General features: G+C 69.0%; 15 protein-coding genes and 1 tRNA gene. 8 read left to right on the top strand and 8 right to left on the bottom strand.

Features of this window, described 5'->3' with window-relative positions:
* Positions 1-154 precede the first annotated feature (154 nt).
* Complete coding sequence (locus ABDZ66_RS07985) at positions 155-631, bottom strand: hypothetical protein (protein ID WP_343757553.1); 477 nt, start codon at positions 629-631, stop codon at positions 155-157.
* Between the two features lie 107 nt (positions 632-738).
* Entirely contained in the window at positions 739-1,866 is a 1,128-nt protein-coding gene (locus ABDZ66_RS07980) for a pyridoxal phosphate-dependent aminotransferase (RefSeq protein ID WP_343757551.1), read from the bottom strand.
* Between the two features lie 121 nt (positions 1,867-1,987).
* Between ABDZ66_RS07980 and ABDZ66_RS07975 the strand changes: the two genes are divergently transcribed.
* The 4 genes from ABDZ66_RS07975 (at position 1,988) to ABDZ66_RS07960 (ending at position 6,834) form a co-directional block, all read left to right on the top strand.
* Complete coding sequence (locus ABDZ66_RS07975; RefSeq protein ID WP_343757548.1) at positions 1,988-3,043, top strand: GGDEF domain-containing protein; 1,056 nt, start codon at positions 1,988-1,990, stop codon at positions 3,041-3,043.
* A 90-nt stretch (positions 3,044-3,133) separates the two neighbouring features.
* The gene (gene carB, locus ABDZ66_RS07970) at positions 3,134-6,208 is read left to right on the top strand and encodes a carbamoyl-phosphate synthase large subunit (RefSeq protein WP_343757546.1); all 3,075 of its coding nucleotides are present in this window, start codon (positions 3,134-3,136) and stop codon (positions 6,206-6,208) included.
* Between the two features lies 1 nt (position 6,209).
* Complete coding sequence (locus ABDZ66_RS07965; protein WP_343757545.1) at positions 6,210-6,623, top strand: hypothetical protein; 414 nt, start codon at positions 6,210-6,212, stop codon at positions 6,621-6,623.
* A gap of 135 nt (positions 6,624-6,758) precedes the next feature.
* Positions 6,759-6,834: transfer RNA gene (locus ABDZ66_RS07960), tRNA-Ala, on the top strand.
* A gap of 200 nt (positions 6,835-7,034) precedes the next feature.
* Here ABDZ66_RS07960 and ABDZ66_RS07955 read toward each other — a convergent pair.
* On the bottom strand, positions 7,035-7,358 hold the full coding sequence (locus tag ABDZ66_RS07955) for a hypothetical protein (RefSeq protein ID WP_343757543.1): 324 nt from the start codon (positions 7,356-7,358) through the stop codon (positions 7,035-7,037).
* 266 nt (positions 7,359-7,624) lie between these two features.
* Positions 7,625-9,460, bottom strand: coding sequence for an acyl-CoA dehydrogenase C-terminal domain-containing protein (locus tag ABDZ66_RS07950; RefSeq protein ID WP_343757542.1), 1,836 nt, complete (start codon positions 9,458-9,460; stop codon positions 7,625-7,627).
* Between the two features lie 231 nt (positions 9,461-9,691).
* On the opposite strand from ABDZ66_RS07950, the gene ABDZ66_RS07945 reads away from it, so the two are divergent.
* The 3 genes from ABDZ66_RS07945 to ABDZ66_RS07935 all read left to right on the top strand — a co-directional run bounded on the left by ABDZ66_RS07945 (position 9,692) and on the right by ABDZ66_RS07935 (position 11,371).
* Positions 9,692-10,387: a Crp/Fnr family transcriptional regulator gene (locus ABDZ66_RS07945; protein WP_343757541.1), complete on the top strand. Its 696-nt coding sequence runs from the start codon at positions 9,692-9,694 to the stop codon at positions 10,385-10,387.
* Between the two features lie 63 nt (positions 10,388-10,450).
* Positions 10,451-10,987 (top strand): GNAT family N-acetyltransferase, encoded by a 537-nt coding sequence (locus ABDZ66_RS07940; protein ID WP_343757540.1) that lies wholly within the window; start codon positions 10,451-10,453, stop codon positions 10,985-10,987.
* Between the two features lie 24 nt (positions 10,988-11,011).
* On the top strand, positions 11,012-11,371 hold the full coding sequence (locus ABDZ66_RS07935) for a tRNA-binding protein (RefSeq protein WP_343757539.1): 360 nt from the start codon (positions 11,012-11,014) through the stop codon (positions 11,369-11,371).
* A gap of 57 nt (positions 11,372-11,428) precedes the next feature.
* Here ABDZ66_RS07935 and ABDZ66_RS07930 read toward each other — a convergent pair whose 3' ends face one another.
* From ABDZ66_RS07930 to ABDZ66_RS07915, 4 genes are all read right to left on the bottom strand, one after another.
* Entirely contained in the window at positions 11,429-11,782 is a 354-nt protein-coding gene (locus ABDZ66_RS07930) for a DUF2089 domain-containing protein (protein WP_078301387.1), read from the bottom strand.
* A gap of 161 nt (positions 11,783-11,943) precedes the next feature.
* Positions 11,944-12,621, bottom strand: a complete 678-nt coding sequence (locus tag ABDZ66_RS07925; RefSeq protein ID WP_343757538.1) for a hypothetical protein — start codon at positions 12,619-12,621, stop codon at positions 11,944-11,946.
* Positions 12,618-12,833 (bottom strand): hypothetical protein, encoded by a 216-nt coding sequence (locus ABDZ66_RS07920; protein WP_343757536.1) that lies wholly within the window; start codon positions 12,831-12,833, stop codon positions 12,618-12,620. Before ABDZ66_RS07920 ends, ABDZ66_RS07925 begins: the two co-directional genes overlap by 4 nt.
* A complete protein-coding gene (locus ABDZ66_RS07915) occupies positions 12,830-13,738 on the bottom strand; it encodes a DUF4097 family beta strand repeat-containing protein (RefSeq protein ID WP_343757534.1) in 909 nt (302 codons plus the stop codon). Before ABDZ66_RS07915 ends, ABDZ66_RS07920 begins: the two co-directional genes overlap by 4 nt.
* Positions 13,739-13,960: 222 nt before the next feature.
* On the opposite strand from ABDZ66_RS07915, the gene ABDZ66_RS07910 reads away from it, so the two are divergent.
* Positions 13,961-15,352 (top strand): RNB domain-containing ribonuclease, encoded by a 1,392-nt coding sequence (locus ABDZ66_RS07910; protein WP_343757533.1) that lies wholly within the window; start codon positions 13,961-13,963, stop codon positions 15,350-15,352.
* Positions 15,353-15,476: the final 124 nt, after the last annotated feature.

The raw sequence follows: 15,476 nt of genomic DNA, 5'->3' as shown, positions 1-15,476 counted from the left end.
TCTCATGAGAGATCTGCCGCCTCATCTGCCGGCTCCCAGGCAACCGGTCTAGACAGCTTCGGGAAACGAATGGAGGCGAACGCCCGCTGCGGGGGGTCGTTCGCCTCTCTGTCCGTTGGGGGTTCCGGCGCGCGTGGCTGCCAGCGCGCTGCGCTCAGGGCAGGCGGTAGTTCAGGCCCAGGCGGACGCCGCTGCCGACCATGACGTTACTCGCGTTCGTGCCACCGATCGTGATGCGGGGGCCCACGTTGCCTTCCACGAAGAAGCTCAGGGGGTCCGTGACGTTGTAACGCAGGCCCAGCGTGCCGTGCGGGTACACGCTGACGCCGCCGCCCTCACCGAGGACCACGCCGGCACCCAGGCCCAGGCCGTAGTAGGGGGTCAGGCCGCCCAGCGCCGAGCCGGTGCCCACGAAGTCACCCAGGTAATCCACGCTGCCGCCCACGGCGAGGTTGTTGAACTGGAAGTTCGTGGCGTCCAGGTTCAGGCCGTAGCGCATGGCGCTCGCACCGGTCAGGTCGGTCTGGTAGTGCAGGGTGGCGCCGGAACCGACCGAGCCGCCCAGGTAACTGGCCGCGGAGGCGGACGAGACGGCGGTGATCGCCAGGAGGCCGAGCAGGGTCTTCTTCATACCCCGGAGCATAGGGAAGCGCCGGGTCCGCTGAAAGGGATGATTCTTTACAAAAACGCGCTGTGACCTTCAGCGGAACTTCATGTTCCGCCGCTGCGGGCCGCCGCTCAGGCCTGTTCCCGCACGTACCCGTCCAGGCGCTCCAGCGCCCGGTGAATGTCGTCCCGGGACTTGCAGAACGCCACGCGCAGCAGCCCCGGCGGCGCGGCGTGCCGGACGTAGAACGCGTCGCCCGGAATGACCGCCACACCCGCCTGCCCCACCAGCCCCTCGGCCGTCCAGGTGGGGTGCAGCGCCGTCAGGAAGTACGTGCCGCGCGGTTCGAACACCGTGACCCCCAGGGCCCGCAGGCCGCCCGCCAGCAGGTCCCGGCGGGCCGCATAAGCGGCGCGCAGCTCGTCATAGAAGCCGGAGTCGCGGGCGACGGGCAGCGCGGCCGCCACCGCCGCCTGCAGCGGCGCGGGCGCGCAGAACGACGTGACCTGCCGCACGCCGTTCAGGCCGGCGCCCAGGCCGGGCGGCGCGGCGATCCAGCCGACCCGCCAGCCGGTCGCTTCCAGCCGTTTGCCCGCGCTGCCGACCGTGAAGGTGCGCTCCGGGGCCAGGGTCCGCAGGCTGACGGGCCGCTCCCCGAAGTACAGCTCGTCGTACACCTCGTCACTGACGATCCACAGGTCGTGCCGCCGCGCCAGCGCCACGATGCCCGCCAGTTCCTCCGGCGTGAACACCGTCCCGGTGGGGTTGAAGGGACTGTTCAGCAGCAGGCCCCGCGTGCGCGGCGTCACGGCCGCCGCCAGGGCGTTCAGGTCGAAGGCCCACCCGGCGTGCGGGTCCAGCCGCATGGGGACCGTCACAGGGGTCGCGCCGGCCAGCCGCACCTGCGGCAGGTACACGTCGAACACCGGTTCGAGCATCAGAACCTCGTCGCCCGGCCCGTACAGGGACAGCGCCAGGACGTTCAGGGCCTCGGTCGCGCCGCAGGTGACGGTGATGTCCGCGCCGTCCACGCCCAGGTCCGCGCCCAGCGCGTCCCGCAGCGCGCCCAGGCCCGCCGGGGGCGTGTACTGGTCGCTGCGGCCCACGGCGTCCCGCGCGGCGCTCAGCAGGAAGGATGGCGGCGGGCCGGGCGGGAAACCCTGCCCCAGGTTCACCGCGCCGTGCTGCGCGGCCAGCCGGCTCATGCGTGAGAAGATGCTCTCCTGCGAGGCGCGGGCCCGGTCATGCAGTTGCGGCATGTGCGCAGTCTGCACCGCCACCCCCGGCCGTCGCCGCGCCCATCCAGACAGCGCCCCCCCCCGGGACTTCACGCGCCGGCCCGTGAGGCCACAGTCAGAGGCCGGCGCGGAGAATGCCGCAATGCACAGATTCCGCATCTCCGGCGGTCCGGCAGAAGCCCAGTACCGCCGCAGCGGACTGCTGATCATCTTCTCCGGCCTGCTGACCGCCACGGCGATCACGCTGGCCCTGAGCGGCCCCCTGCGGGTGGGCGCCACGGACCGGCTGTTCCTGCTGCTGATGGTCGTCAAGAACGCCCTCTTTCTCGCGTGGCTGTGGCGGCGCCCGCAGCTGTTTCAGCTGATCGGGGGGATCGAACTCACGGGCGAGATCGTCGCGGGGCTGTACCGCATGCAGCAGGTGCTGCTGGTGGACCACACCGCGCACGGACTCAGCGGCTACTCGTACTGGCTGGCCCTGCCGTACCTCGTGGCGTCCCTGGTCCTGCCCACCCACGCCGCCCTGCTGGTGTCCGCCGTGCAGCTGACCGGTCTGGCCGTCCTGGGCGGGCTGTACTGGGCCGATCCGCTGGTGGCGGACTCGGTCCGGCAGGACAGCGCCAACGCCTGGCTGCAGATGCTGCTGATGCACAGCGCCTTTCTCGCGGTCATCACGTTGCAGCAGCACCTGCGCCGCCGCTACGCCCTCAACCTGGTGGAGGCCGAGCGGCGCGCCGCGCTCGCCCTGCGCGATTCCCTGACCGGGCTGCCCAACCGCCGCGCGCTGCAGACGTGGCTGGACGCGCAGCGGGAAGGGTGCAGCGTCGTCTACCTGGACATCGATCACTTCAAACGGGTGAACGACGTTCACGGGCATGACGTCGGTGACAGCGTGCTGCGTCACGTGGCGGGGCAGGCGCGTCAGTGCGTGCGTCAGGGCGATCAGGCGGGCCGCTGGGGCGGTGAGGAATTCCTGCTGCTGATCCAGGGAGACGCCCAGGTGGCCTCCCGGGTGGCCGAGCGGCTGCGGGCGCAGCTGCGCGCCGAGCGGCACCCGGTGGCCGGTGTCGTGACGGTCAGCTGCGGGGTCGCGCAGGCCCACCCCGGCGAGAGCGCCGACGCCCTGCTACGCCGCGCCGACCGGGCGCTGTACGCGGCCAAGCGGGCCGGACGTGACACCGTGGAGGTCGCCGTGTGAGCCGACGGGAGCCGGCGGCAGCCGGATGCATAAGTTTGCAGACCGCCTTACGCCGCCGGGGGCCGCGGCGTGTTAGGCTCATTCTCTGGAATGCCTAAGCGTACTGATCTCCAGACCATCCTGATTCTCGGCAGCGGCCCCATCCAGATCGGGCAGGCCGCCGAGTTCGACTACTCGGGCACGCAGGCGCTCAAAGCGCTGAAGAATGAGGGATACCGGGTGGTGCTGGTGAACAGCAACCCCGCGACCATCATGACCGACCCCGACCTGGCGGACGCCACGTACCTGGAACCGCTGACACCCGAGTTCGTGCGGCGCGTGATCGAGAAGGAACGCCCGGACGCGCTGCTCCCCACCCTGGGCGGCCAGACGGCCCTGAACCTCGCCATGGACCTGAACGCCGACGGGACCCTCGCGGAGTTCGGCGTGGAACTGATCGGCGCGAACGCCGCCGCCATCCGCAAGGGCGAGGACCGCGAGGAATTCCAGGCGGCCATGAAGAAGATCGGCGTGGAGACCGCCAAGGGCCAGATGGTCCACTCGATGGAGGAAGCCATCGAGTACCAGAAAACCATCGGGCTGCCCATCGTCATCCGCCCCAGCTTCACGCTGGGCGGCACGGGCGGCGGCATCGCGCACACCTACGAGGACTTCCTGGCGATCACCGAAGGCGGCCTGCGCGACAGCCCCGTCACCAGCGTGCTGCTGGAAGAATCGATCCTGGGCTGGAAGGAATACGAGCTGGAGGTCATGCGCGACACGGCCGACACGGTCGTGATCATCACCTCCATCGAGAACTTCGACCCGATGGGCGTGCACACCGGCGACAGCATTACCGTGGCCCCGGCGCAGACCCTGAGTGACGTGGAGTACCAGCGCCTGCGCGACCAGTCGCTGGCGATCATCCGCGAGATCGGCGTGGACACCGGCGGCAGCAACATCCAGTTCGCCGTGAACCCCAAAGACGGCCGCGTGATCGTCATCGAGATGAACCCCCGCGTGAGCCGCTCCTCGGCGCTGGCGAGCAAGGCCACGGGCTTCCCCATCGCCAAGATCGCCGCGCTGCTGGCCGTCGGCTACCACCTGGACGAACTGAAGAACGACATCACCCGCATCACGCCCGCCTCCTTCGAACCCAGCATCGACTACGTGGTCACGAAGATCCCGCGCTTCGCCTTCGAGAAGTTCCCCGGCAGCAGCGACGCGCTGGGCACCCAGATGCGCTCGGTGGGCGAGGTCATGGCCATCGGCCGCACCTTCAAGGAGAGCCTCCAGAAGGCCATGCGGAGCATCGAGTCCGACGTGCGCGGCGCGTTCGCCACCATGAGCGCCGACGAGCTGCGCGGCCTGCTGTACGGCAACCCCCGCCGCCTGGAAGCCGTCATGGAACTCCTGCGCCGCGGCGAGAGCGTGGAGGCCCTGTTCGACGCCACGAAGATCGACCCGTGGTTCCTGGGCCAGCTCAAGGAGATCATCGACGCGGAAAGCGAACTGCTGGACCTGGGACCCATCCGCGAGTGGAAGTACGAGATCTGGCGCGAGGTGAAACGCCTGGGCTTCAGTGACGCCCGCATCGGCGAGATCGTCGGCCTGAGCGAACTGGACGTCCGCGCCATCCGCAAGGAAGCCAAGGCCGTGCCCGTGTACAAGACCGTGGACACCTGCGCCGCCGAGTTCGAGGCGCACACCCCGTACCACTACTCCACCTACGAGTGGGAGGACGAGGTCACACCCACCGACAAACCCAAGGTCGTGATCCTCGGCAGCGGCCCCAACCGCATCGGGCAGGGCGTGGAATTCGACTACGCCACCGTCCACGCCGTCTGGGCGCTGCAGGAAGCCGGGTACGAGACCATCATGGTCAACTCGAACCCCGAGACGGTCAGCACCGACTACGACACCGCCGACCGCCTGTACTTCGAACCGCTGACGTTCGAGGACGTCATGAACATCGTCGAGCACGAGAACCCCGTCGGCGTGATCGTGCAGCTCGGCGGGCAGACCCCGCTGAAACTCGCCCGCCGCCTGGCCGAGGCCGGCGCGCCCATCATCGGGACCAGCGTGGACGCCATCGACGAGGCCGAAGACCGCGCCTCCTTCAACGCGCTGTGCGAACGCCTGGGCCTGCCGCAACCCAAGGGCAAGGTCGCGCAGACCCCGGATCAGGCCGCCGCACTCGCCGAAGAACTCGGCTTCCCGCTCATGGCCCGCCCCTCCTACGTCCTGGGCGGCCGCGCCATGCGCACCGTCCGGAGCATGGACGAACTCACCACGTACCTGAACGAGGTGTACGCCGCCGTCGAGGGGCAACCCAGCATCCTCCTCGACCAGTTCCTTGAGGGCGCACTGGAACTCGACGTGGACACCCTCTGCGACGGCAACCGCGCGGTCGTCATGGGCATCATGGAACACATCGAGGCCGCCGGCATCCACAGCGGCGACAGCGCCTGCATCCTCCCCCCCGTCAACCTCAGCCCCGACCTGCTGGCCCGCGTGAAAGCCGACACCGAACGCCTCGCCCTGGAACTCGGCGTGCGCGGCCTGATGAACGTCCAGTGGGCCGTCAAGGACAACGTGGCGTACATCCTCGAAGCGAACCCGCGCGCCAGCCGCACCGTCCCGTTCGTGAGCAAGGCCGTGAACCACCCCCTCGCCAAGAGCGCCGCCCGCATCGCCGTCGGCCACACCCTCGACCAGATCGGCCTGCACGAGACCCCCACCCCCGCCATGTACTCCGTGAAGGAAGTGCACCTGCCGTTCCTGAAATTCGCGGGCGTGATCCCCACCCTCGGCCCCGAAATGAAAAGCACCGGCGAGAGCATGGGCATCGACACCGACCCCTACCGCGCGTTCTACCGCGCGCAGATCGGCGCGAAAAGCAACGTCCCCACCAGCGGCACCGCCCTGCTGCTCGGCGACGGCCTGGACGACATCGCCACCAGCCTGCAGGGCAGCGGCCTGACCGTCATCCGCGAACAGGACGGCGACAAACTGCCCAACCTGCTGATCGACGTGACCGGCAGCCGCCTGCTGCGCACCGCACTGGAACGCGGCGTGCCCATCGTCAGCACCAAGGAAGCCGCCGAATGGACCGCCAAAGCCATCGCCGCCGCCAAGAACGACCCCCTGAACGTCAAGAGCCTCCAGGAATGGGTGAACGCCTGACATGAGCCTCACCGCCGACCTCCACTGCGAAATCAGGGAGGTCGGCGGTCACTGGTGGCCCGTCGCCACCTTCGACATCGGATCAGCCCGCCGCTTCCGGCAGGCACTCCACGGGGCAGGCCTCGCAGACCGAGGCCTGCCCCCCGGCGTTTCCGACGTCCTGCGCGACCGGTACGACGATCAGGTGACTGCGTACCCCCGAGAGGTCTGTGGGGCGACGTTCATCACCACGCAGGAACTCCCGCTCCTCCTGAACGCCGCGCTGTGGCTGACCGCCGGGGAACGCGAACGTATTCCCCCGCACGCCTACGAGGAGTACGCGGAAACGGACTTCATCCGCGCATGGCACGCCTTCGCACAGGCTCACGAGGCAACCGGTCAAGAGGCTCGGCTTGTCCTCTGGTTCAATCTCTGATTTCAACCTGCTCCCGCTTCTGCTGGGGCGCGGGGTGGTGACGGGGGGCGGACTGGAGGATTCCGGGGCCGCCCCTCTCCCCTCTTTACTTCTGTGCGTGGTGGTGCTACATTTTCTGGGCTCAGGCGTTGGCTTGGGGCTGTGGCGCAGCTGGGAGCGCGTCTGAATGGCATTCAGAAGGTCAGCGGTTCGATCCCGCTCAGCTCCACCAGAAACAAAGGAACCCCCTCCACACCGGAGGGGGTTTTCCTGTTGCGCCTGCCCTGGGTGGGCTTTATACGGACTCCGATTGAAGGGGCTGCAAAGCTCCTTCAATCCGAGCGGATGCGAGCAGGAGAAAAACGGGTTCCGGACGTGGAGCCGACAATCCGGTGAACTTCCGGATTGTCGGCGAAACAGACGGAATCCGTATTACTTGGTCGGGCAGCCTTTGGCGGTCTGCGCTTTGTTCAGTTCCTCGGTGCGGGCGTCGACCTTGGCGATCACGTCGCGGTTGTCCATCTCGTTGACGACCGCGCCGGGCCAGAAGAACAGGACGAACAGGACGTTCTCCTTGCTGACGCCGCTCTTGTTCTGCGCTTCGGTGCGGATCTGGGCGAGTTTGCCCAGTTCTTCCTTGATCTCGGCGCAGTTCATGTCGCTGACGGGTTTGGCGGTGGCGGCCGTGTACTTGGGGGCGCAGGAGGCCAGGGTGAGGGAAGCGATGAGGAGCAGACCGGCAGTCAGTTTCTTCATGGCTTTCACATATAGCAGTCATGAGAGCCGGGCGTTGCCGCAAGTGCCGCTGCGGGGGGCGCGGGATTCTGGTAGCGGCGCAGGTGGTGGGCTGGGCAGGCTTTCAGCGGTGGCTGTGGCGCGCTGAAACGCGCGGCCGGCACACTGCGGACGGGTGGGGTGCGGCTGGGCCTCCCGGATGGTCTGTGCGCGGTCCTGGGGCAGTCACGAAAGGCAGGAGGCCCGCGCGGTTGCGGCGGGCCTCCTGTGTGGTGCTGGGGCGGGGTTCAGGCGTGGACGAGGGCGCCTTCCCAGCCGAAGACGGCGCGGTCGTCGACGGCGAGGGTTTCGTTCCCGGCCTTGATGGTGGTGGCGAGGCTCTTGATTTCGGGGAACAGCTTGGCGAAGTAGAACTTCGCGGTCTGGACCTTGGCGGTGTAGAAGCCGTCCCGGTCGTTGCCGGCTTCGATCTGCTCGTGGGCGATCTTGGCCATGCGGGCCCACAGGTAGCCGTACACGACGTGCCCGAAGAAGCGCAGGTAGTCGACGGCGGCGGCGTTCACTTCGTCGGCGCCGCCTTCGCCCATGGCTTTCTGCCCGATGACCATGGTGAGGCTGCCGAGCTGCTGGGCGGCCTTGCCGAGCTGCGTGGCGTACTCGCCGATGTGCTCGTCGCTTTCGTTTTCCTCGACGAATTCCTGGAGGGTGCCGGCGAGTTTCTGGAGTTTCTTGCCGCCGTCCATCAGGACCTTGCGGCCCAGCAGGTCGAGGGCCTGGATGCCGTTGGTGCCTTCGTAGATCTGGCCGATGCGGGCGTCGCGGACGAACTGCTCCATGCCCCATTCCTGGATGTAGCCGTGGCCACCGAAGACCTGCTGGCTCTGCACGGCGATGTTGAAGCCGTTGTCGGTCATGAAGGCCTTGGCGATGGGGGTCAGCAGGGCCACCAGATCGGCGGCTTCCTTACGTTTGGCTTCGTCGGGGTGGTGGTGTTCCTGGTCGATGCTCAGGGCGAGCCACATGGCCATGGCGCGGCCGGCTTCGGTGTAGGCCTTGCCGGTCAGGAGCATGCGGCGCACGTCGGGGTGCACGATGATCGGGTCGGCCTGCTCGGCGGGGTTCACGCGGGGTTCGTGGCGCATCTGGGTGCGGTCCTTGGCGTAGGCCAGGGCGTTCTGGTACGCGACTTCACCGAGACCCAGGCCCTGCAGGCCGGTGCCGAGACGGGCGGCGTTCATCATGATGAACATGTGGTTCATGCCCTTGTTGACCTCGCCGACCAGCCAGCCCTTGGCCTGATCGAAGTTCAGGACGGCGGTGGCGTTGCCGTGGATGCCCATCTTGTGTTCCAGGCTGCCGCACACGACGCCGTTGCGTTCGCCGACCTTGCCGTCGGGGGTGGGGATGAACTTGGGAACCAGGAACAGGCTGATGCCCTTGGTACCTTCGGGGCTGCCTTCCAGGCGGGCCAGGACGAGGTGGACGATGTTGTCGGCCATGTCGTGCTCGCCGGCGCTGATGAAGATCTTGGTGCCGCTGATGGCGTAGCTGCCGTCGCCGTTGTCGGTGGCCTTGGTGCGGATCATGCCGAGGTCGGTGCCGGCGTGCGGTTCGGTGAGGCACATGGTGCCGGTCCATTCGCCGCTGACGATCTTGGGCAGGTACAGGTCCTTCAGGGCGTCGCTGCCGACGGCGTGCAGGGCGCTGTACGCGCCGTGGCTCAGGCCGGGGTACATGCTCCAGGCGACGTTGGCGGAGTTCATCATCTCGACGAGGACGTTGCTGATCAGGTGGGGCATGCCCTGGCCGCCGTAGGTGGGGTCGGCGTCGAGGGCGGTCCAGCCGGCCTCGCGGTACTTCTTGTAGGCGGCCTTGAAGCCGGTGGGGGTGGTCACGTCGCCGTTGTCGTGGCGCACGCAGCCCTCCTTGTCGCCGATGGCGTTCAGGGGGACCAGTTCGCTTTCCACGAAGCGGGCGGCCTCGTCGAGGACCTGGCTCATCAGGTCGGCGTCGGCGGTTTCGTTGGTGGTGTAGTAGGGGATCTTGGCGAGTTCTGCGGGGGCGTCCAGCAGTTCGTTCATCAGGAACTTGATGTCGCGCAGGGGGGCTTTGTAGGTAGGCATGTGTAGGTCCTCCTTGTGGGGTTTCGCCCCGGAGGGACGCCACCCGTCACTGTTAGTTGAACCGAGTATAAATCTTTTGGGGGCGAATGTCACGCCTGCCGTCCCGGCCGGCCAGCCGCGCCCCTCCCCGGCCGGCCCGGCAGTTGACCGCCCGCGCACTTCACCCTGTGGTGGCCCCCCCCGGCCGGTTGCGTCGCCGCGCAGGGTATTTCGGGTATTGTGTGAAGAATCATGAACTATCCAAGCCTGGTCTGGCATCTCAAGCGAACGGAGCTCTTCGCCGACCTTGAACTTGCCGAACTGGAGCGAGTGGCCGCCACCACCCCCTACCGGTCCTACCAGCCCGGCGAGGTCATCTACCGCATGGACGACCCCGCCGACGCGCTGTACTTCGTTCGCAGCGGCCTCGTCAAGATCAGCAAACTCTTCCCGAACGGCAAGGAAGCCATCCTGGGCGTCATCGGGCAGCACGACACCTTCGGGGAACTGCTGCTGCAGCCCGAGGAACGCCGCCCCACCCAGGCCGAGGCGCTGGAACGCACCACCCTGATCGTCCTGCCGCGCAGCGAACTGCAGAAACTGCTGAACAGCAAACCCGACCTCGCCATGAAACTGATCCGCCTGATGGCCGCCCGGCTGTTCGAGGCGCAGGCCTGGACCGCCACCGTCAGCGCGTACAGCGCCCCGGAGCGCGTGGCGAGCCTGCTGTACCGCCTCGCCCGCGAGTTCGGCCGGCCGCACAGTCAGGGCGTGGAACTGAACCTGAAACTGAACCAGGAAGACATTGCCCGCATGGTCGGCGCGACCCGCGAGACGGTCAGCCACAGCCTGGGCAAACTGAAACAGGACGGCGCGATCGTCCGCGCCCGCACGCCCATCATCGTGCGCCTGGACGCCCTGAAACGCTACATCGAACAGGGCAACTGACGCGCGTCGCCGGAACGCCGCACCTGCGCCGCCTTCCGGGGCGGCGTTCTTCTATGCTGAACCATGACCCGACCGCTCCGGCCCGTCATCCGGCCCGTCATCCGGGCCGCCACGCCCGCCGACGCCCCCGGCATCGCCGCCGTTCACGTGCAGAGCTGGCGTGAAACGTACGCGGGCCTGATCCCCGCCGACTTCCTGAACCGCATGACGGACGCCGAGGCACAGGCGCGGCGCGCGGCGTTCTGGGCGCAGAACATCACGGCCGGGCAGGACGTGGTGCGCGTGGCCGAGGCAGAGGGCACCGTGCTGGCCTTCGCATCGGCCGGGGAATCGCGCGACCATCCGGGCTTCGACTCGGAACTGTTCACGCTGTACGCCCTGCGGGCCGCGCAGGGGCACGGCACCGGCCGGGCACTCCTGCACGCCGTCACGGCGGCCCTGCGGGAACGCGGCCAGCGCAGCATGGCGCTGTGGGTGCTGGACGTGAACCCCACCCGCCACTGGTACGCCCGGCAGGGCGGCGCGGAGTGCGGCGAGAAGCGTGACGGTGACCTGCGCGAACTCCGCCTGGGCTGGCCAGACCTGGACCGCCTGCGCTGACCCGGCGCGTGCCACGCTGACCGCATGGCCACCCCCCTCAAGGACACCGTCATGCCCGCCGACACGCTCGACCGCCTGGACATCCGCCTGGGCCGGATCCTGAGTGCCGAGCCCGCCCCCGGCACCCCGAAACCCGCCTACCGCCTGAGCGTGGATTTCGGCCGGTACGGCGTGCGCACCAGCGTGGGCCGCTTCACCGGGCACCCGCCCGAGGAGCTGATCGGCATGCAGGTCCTGGGCGTCCTGAACTTCGAGGCCCGGCCCGTCGGAGACACCGTCTCGGACGTCCTGATTCTCGGCGTGCAGTTCACGGGTGCGCCCAGCGGCGACGCCACCCCGCTGACCCCCGCCCGCGAGGCGAAACTGGGCAGCAAGGTGTTCTGAAGAAGGGTGCGGGAGGCGGGCAGTGATCATCCACTCTCTCCTTCCTCCTGCGCCCGTTCAGCGGCGGAGTTTGCGGGCAGCTTCCTCGGGCGTGATCTCGCCGCGTTCGAGGCTGCTGAGGACCTCGGCGTGCGGGTCGGCCAGTTCCGGTTCGTACCCGATGGCGCGCAGCAGCGTGTCGAAGCGGGCGCGGACGGTGGGGTAACTGACGCCCAGGACCCGCTCGACCTCCTTGAGGTTGCCGCGCACGCGGATGTACAGGCGCAGGAATTCCAGGTTGTCGGGGGTCAGGACCGCGAACTCGTTCAGTTCGAAGGTGCCGCGCACCGTCACGCCACTCGTCGGGAACCGCAGTTCCGTGACCAGGGGCGCTTCGGTTTCATCGGGGAACGGCAGGGGCAGGGGGCGCATACATCCTCACTGTAAGGGGCGGGTCATGTTGACTCCGCCTGAATGGTTGTTGCTGACCCTTCAGGCCGAGCGGATGCGAGAGGGAGCAAGGCGGGTTCCGGGCGTGGAGTGAACAACCCGGCGTTTTTCCGGGTTGTTCACGAAACAGACGGCAGTCCGTCTCACTTCAGGCTGATGCGGATCTCGTTGCCGCTGCTGTCCTCGGAGTCGATCAGCGGGCCGGGAGGCGGGTCGGCCTCGATGATCAGTTGCAGCGCCTCGATGCTCAGGCCGGCGGCTTCCAGGGCGCGGACGCCGTGCGGCGGGATCAGTTTGGGCAGGTGCGCGGCCAGACTGACGGGCAGGTTCGCGCTGTACTCGTCACCGTCGCTGCTCTCGATCTCGATGCGCAGGATGCGGGCCGAGGCGCGGGGCATGTGGGGCTCGGGGGGGACGGGGTCGTGCGGGACGGCCTGCTGCGTGATGCGGTCTACCATCTCGTCAATTCCTCCGGTGAAGCGGTCCGCGAAGCGTTCCACGAGGTCCTCCAGGCCACGCACGCGCTGACCGCCGATCACGACCTGCGGGCGGCGGGGCGCTGCGGGCGCCTGGGGTGGACGGGGCGGGCGGGGCGCCTGCGGGGCGGTCGGGACGGCCGGCACGCCCCGCAGCAGCATCAGCTGTTCGGCGATCTGGTCGGTGCTCAGTTCCTCGCGGTTCAGCAGCGCGGCCAGCAGTTCGCGGTCGGTGGTCTGCAGGGCCAGGCGGGTGTGCAGCGCGGCCAGCAGGGGCGCGGCGTCGTCCAGGGTGAGGCGCGCGGCGCGGATCAGGTCCAGGATGCGGCGGATCTTGTCTTTCATGGGCGGCCTCCGGTGCCGCTCAGTTGCACGTGGGTCAGGGCGGCGCGGTGGGCCTCGGCGTGCAGCGCGGCGCGCGCCCGCTGACGGTCGTGGGTGAGCTGCGCGTCCGGGGTCAGGGTGGCGCGGATCAGGGCGTGCAGGCGGCCCAGCAGGTTCGGATGTCGGGCGGGGCGGGCCGCGGTGAGGACCGGGCGGGTGGGCAGGGCGGTCATGCGCTCACGACCTTCAGGCCCCCGGCGGTCACGCGGCAGTGCAGGTGCGCGTCGCCGCTGCCGATCTGGCCGCTGTGGTGGGTGGTCAGGAACGACCCGCTGCGCTGCGTGGGGAAGTCCGCGCGGAAGGATCCCATGGTCAGTTCGGCGTTCAGGGTGACGCTGCTGCCCGCGCCGAGGTGCAGGGAGGCGTTCCCGGCGTTCACTTCCACGCGGTGGTCGCCGCTGCTGAGCACGCCGGCCCAGCGGAGGTTGCCGCCGTTCACGCCGGCGGTCAGGGCGACCGATCCGGCCAGGGTGAGGTTCCCGCCGTTGACGGTGGCGTACGCGGGGCCACTCAGGGTGCCGCCGTTCAGGTTGCCGCCGTTGACGGTGGCGTGCAGGGCGTGCGCATCCTGCAGTTTCAGGTTGCCGCCGCTGACCTCGGCGTTCAGGTCGCCGCTCAGGTCGGGGAGGGTCAGGTTGCCGCCCTCGACGCTGGCGTGCACGAAGTTGGGCGTGAACGGCACGGTCAGGATGGCGCGCAGCGAACCGAAGTTCAGGCCCTTCTCGGTCGGCTGGCGGCGGGTGACGTGCCAGCCGTCGGGGGCGTGGCTGAGCGTCAGTTGTCCTTCCTCGCTGGCGCTGAGGGTGGGGGTGGCCAGGGCCGGGTCGAGCAGGACGGTCAGGCTGTAGCCGCTGACCCTGAGGGTCAGGTCCCGGGCGGGGTCCGGACTGGGGCTGGGGCCGGAGCGTCCCGGGGGTGTGGGGCCGGGCGGCGTGGCGGGGGCGGACTTGCCGAGATCGGGAGGGGTGGGGGCGTGGTCCTCAAGGAGACCGGCGGCCTCCCCGGCGGTGAGTTTGCCTTCGGCCACCAGACGCTGCACCTGCGAACGGAAATCTTCGGACCCATGCTGTTCATCCATGTTCGTCTCCTGTGATCATATAGAAACATGGATATACCAATCTGTCAAGCTTAATTTTGCATTCAGCTCGATAATTCTGGAGAGCGGTCGGAAAACCGGCCATACCGGTGCCATAAAGGCCACGCCGGACACAGGATGTAAAATCAGCATTCCCAATCTGTCAGGGGCCGGGTGCCGGTGTCGCCACCCCCGGCCCGGCGCCGCTGCTCTATCCTCTGAGCCATGAGCCTTCCCACCGCCCCCGACCTCAGCCCCGCGCAGCGCACGGAAATCGAACTGCTGGCACGCGGCAAGCAGGCCAAGAGCCGCGCCATGCGCGACCTGGGCCTCACGGAAACGCCGGAAGCCGCGCACGCCCTGCTGCTGCGCGCCGGCCTGTGGGACGAGGGCCGCACCCCCTACGCCGACCGCCTGGGCGCCGCCACGCAGCCCGTCACGCTGAACGTCCCGGACTTCACGGACGAACCCCGCCTGGACCTGACCCACCTGGACGCCTACGCCATCGACGACGAGGGCAACCGCGACCCGGACGACGCCGTGGGCATCGAAGCCCTGGACGGCGGCCTGACCCGCCTGTGGATTCACGTGGCCGACGTGGCCGCCCTGGTGCCCGCCGACAGCGAACTGGACCTCGAGGCCCGCGCACGCGGCGCGACCCTGTACCTGCCGGACCGGACCATCGGCATGCTGCCCGACGACCTCGTCGAGAAGACCGGCCTGGGCCTGCACCCCACCACGCCCGCCCTGAGCATCAGCCTGGACCTCGACGAGGACGGCAACGCCGACGCCGTGGACGTGCAGCTCACGACCGTGCGCGTCACCCGCCTGACCTACACGCAGGCGCAGGCCGCGCTGGACGCCGGCCAGGAACCCTTCGTGACCCTGGCCCGCCTGGCCCGCGCCAGCCGCGACCTGCGCGTGCAGGAGGGCGCCCTGAGCATCGACCTGCCCGAGGTGCGCGTGAAGGCCGGCCCCGACGGCGCCCTCGTGACCCCACTGCCGAAACCCGAGATGCGCGCCGTGGTGCAGGAATGCATGACCCTGGCCGGCTGGGGCGCCGCCATCTACGCCGACGACCACGCCATCCCGCTGCCGTTCGCCACGCAGGACCCCCCCCAGCGCGAGGTGCGCGGCAGCGGCCTGAGCGCCGAGTGGGCGCGGCGGCGCACGCTGTCGCGCACCCGCTTCCAGCCGGCACCCGGCCCGCACGCCGGGATGGGCCTGGACCTGTACACCCAGGCGACCAGCCCCATGCGCCGCTACCTGGACCTCGTGGTGCACCAGCAGCTGCGCGCCCACCTCGCCGGACGCGACCCGCTGGGCGGCAAGGAGGTCGCCGCGCGCGTGGCGCAGGCCGGCCTGAACGCCGACGGCACCCGGCAGGCCGAACGCCTGAGCCGCCGCCACCACACCCTGCGCTTCATCGCCGCGCAGCCCGAGCGCGTGTGGAACGCCGTGGTCGTGGACCGGCGCGGCCCGCAGGCGACCCTGCTGATCCCGGATCTGGCCTTCGACCTGACCACCAGCACGCCCGCCCCGCTGAACACCGAACTGCAGGTGCAGCTGACCGACGTGAACCTCAGCACCCTTGGCGTCCGCGCCCGGCTGGTGTAGGCCCGGCCCGCGACCGGGGGGCTGCATAAAATCACCGCCCCTCATTTCGCACAGAGCGGAAAACATCGTTATAGACGCACGTTTTGTGCCGTCAAACCTGATTCATCTTTCATTCATTCACAGC

This window comes from Deinococcus depolymerans (assembly GCF_039522025.1).
Taxonomy (GTDB): domain Bacteria; phylum Deinococcota; class Deinococci; order Deinococcales; family Deinococcaceae; genus Deinococcus; species Deinococcus depolymerans.
Note: the sequence above shows the minus strand (reverse complement) of the source record. Positions and strands in the feature narration are given on the sequence as shown.

What these genes read in the sequence shown, in the direction of transcription:
- ABDZ66_RS07950 (WP_343757542.1), bottom strand. Translation starts at nt 9,460, where the DNA reads ATGCCTACCTACAAAGCCCCCCTGCGCGACATCAAGTTCCTGATGAAC.
- ABDZ66_RS07985 (WP_343757553.1), bottom strand. Translation starts at nt 631, where the DNA reads ATGAAGAAGACCCTGCTCGGCCTCCTGGCGATCACCGCCGTCTCGTCC.
- carB (WP_343757546.1), top strand. Translation starts at nt 3,134, where the DNA reads ATGCCTAAGCGTACTGATCTCCAGACCATCCTGATTCTCGGCAGCGGC.
- ABDZ66_RS07945 (WP_343757541.1), top strand. Translation starts at nt 9,692, where the DNA reads ATGAACTATCCAAGCCTGGTCTGGCATCTCAAGCGAACGGAGCTCTTC.
- ABDZ66_RS07955 (WP_343757543.1), bottom strand. Translation starts at nt 7,358, where the DNA reads ATGAAGAAACTGACTGCCGGTCTGCTCCTCATCGCTTCCCTCACCCTG.
- ABDZ66_RS07940 (WP_343757540.1), top strand. Translation starts at nt 10,451, where the DNA reads ATGACCCGACCGCTCCGGCCCGTCATCCGGCCCGTCATCCGGGCCGCC.
- ABDZ66_RS07925 (WP_343757538.1), bottom strand. Translation starts at nt 12,621, where the DNA reads ATGAAAGACAAGATCCGCCGCATCCTGGACCTGATCCGCGCCGCGCGC.
- ABDZ66_RS07975 (WP_343757548.1), top strand. Translation starts at nt 1,988, where the DNA reads ATGCACAGATTCCGCATCTCCGGCGGTCCGGCAGAAGCCCAGTACCGC.
- ABDZ66_RS07915 (WP_343757534.1), bottom strand. Translation starts at nt 13,738, where the DNA reads ATGGATGAACAGCATGGGTCCGAAGATTTCCGTTCGCAGGTGCAGCGT.
- ABDZ66_RS07980 (WP_343757551.1), bottom strand. Translation starts at nt 1,866, where the DNA reads ATGCCGCAACTGCATGACCGGGCCCGCGCCTCGCAGGAGAGCATCTTC.
- ABDZ66_RS07965 (WP_343757545.1), top strand. Translation starts at nt 6,210, where the DNA reads ATGAGCCTCACCGCCGACCTCCACTGCGAAATCAGGGAGGTCGGCGGT.
- ABDZ66_RS07935 (WP_343757539.1), top strand. Translation starts at nt 11,012, where the DNA reads ATGGCCACCCCCCTCAAGGACACCGTCATGCCCGCCGACACGCTCGAC.
- ABDZ66_RS07910 (WP_343757533.1), top strand. Translation starts at nt 13,961, where the DNA reads ATGAGCCTTCCCACCGCCCCCGACCTCAGCCCCGCGCAGCGCACGGAA.
- ABDZ66_RS07930 (WP_078301387.1), bottom strand. Translation starts at nt 11,782, where the DNA reads ATGCGCCCCCTGCCCCTGCCGTTCCCCGATGAAACCGAAGCGCCCCTG.
- ABDZ66_RS07920 (WP_343757536.1), bottom strand. Translation starts at nt 12,833, where the DNA reads ATGACCGCCCTGCCCACCCGCCCGGTCCTCACCGCGGCCCGCCCCGCC.